General features: G+C 64.8%; 2 protein-coding genes. Both read right to left on the reverse strand.

Annotation, left to right across the window (positions count from 1 at the left end):
• Positions 1–1005, reverse strand: a 1005-nt coding sequence (narH, locus tag ACAG26_RS27635; RefSeq protein ID WP_370486265.1) for a nitrate reductase subunit beta, incomplete at its 3' end; no start/stop codon positions are given.
• Positions 1002–1211 (reverse strand): hypothetical protein (locus ACAG26_RS27640; RefSeq protein WP_370486266.1); only part of this gene is annotated, 210 nt, incomplete at its 5' end. The genes narH and ACAG26_RS27640, both read right to left, overlap by 4 nt.

Genomic DNA, 1211 nt, shown 5'->3' on the forward strand with positions numbered 1-1211 from the left:
GTGGCGCACCGCCAGCTCGTAGACCGGGGACCGCTGCGCGGCCTCGATCCAGTCGTAGGGGATGCCCGCTCGTGCCGCATCGGCTTGCACCGCAGGATCGTTCGGGTCGAGGAACACCCCGAGCTGGGCTTCGTAGAGGTCTTGGACGTCCGGGGTGGCCGCCGCGTCGAGCACCTTGTCGGCGTCATAGAGGAACAGGCCCAGATACCGCAGCCGGCCGACGCAGGTTTCCGAGCAGATGGTCGGCAATCCCTGTTCGATGCGGGGGAAACAAAACGTGCACTTTTCGGCCTTGCCGGTGCGGTGATTGAAATAGACCTTCTTATACGGGCATCCGGATACACAGAATCGCCAGCCGCGGCAGCGGTCCTGGTCGACCAGCACGATGCCGTCCTCGGCGCGCTTGTACATGGCCCCGGACGGACACGACGCGACGCAGGACGGGTTGAGGCAGTGTTCGCAGATGCGCGGCAGGTAGAACATGAAGACCTGCTCGAACTCCATCTTCACCCGTTCTTCGAGGCCGGCGAGGTTCGGGTCGTCGACGGCCAGTTGCGGCGCGCCGGCCAAATCGTCGTCGAAATTGCTGCCCCAGCGCAGCTGCATGTCCCGGCCGGTCAACGCCGAGATCGCGTGTGAGGTCGGGTTCGGCGTGCCCAGCGGCGCGTCGATGACGGTCTGGTAGTCGTAGGTCCACGGGTCGCCGTAGTCGTCGATGCTGGGCAGATCCGGGTTGTAGAAGATGGACAGCAGTTTGCGCAGCCGCCCGCCGGCCTTGAGCTGCAGCCGGCCCTTGCGGTCCAGCGTCCACCCGCCGTGCCAGTGCTGCTGATCCTCGTAGCGTTTCGGATAGCCGATGCCGGGCTTGGTTTCGACATTGTTGAAGTAGACGTACTCGGTGCCCGGCCGGTTGGTCCACACCTGCTTACAGGTGACCGTGCAGGTGTGGCAGCCGATGCACTTGTCCAGGTTCATCACCATCGCCACATTGGCCATCACCCTCATCGGAAGGCCACCTCCTGGGCGCGGCGGCGGATGACCGCGATCTCATCGCGCTGGTTGCCGGTCGGGCCGTAGTAGTTGAACCCGAACGACATCTGCCCGTAGCCACCGATCAGATGGGTGGGTTTGATCACCAGCCGGGTCAGCGAGTTGTGCCCGCCGCCGTGCAGCCCGGACACCTCCGACTTCGGGGTCATCAGATGCCGGTC

Origin of the sequence: Mycobacterium sp. pUA109 (genome assembly GCF_041287095.1) — a bacterium.
Taxonomy (GTDB): Bacteria; Actinomycetota; Actinomycetes; order Mycobacteriales; family Mycobacteriaceae; genus Mycobacterium.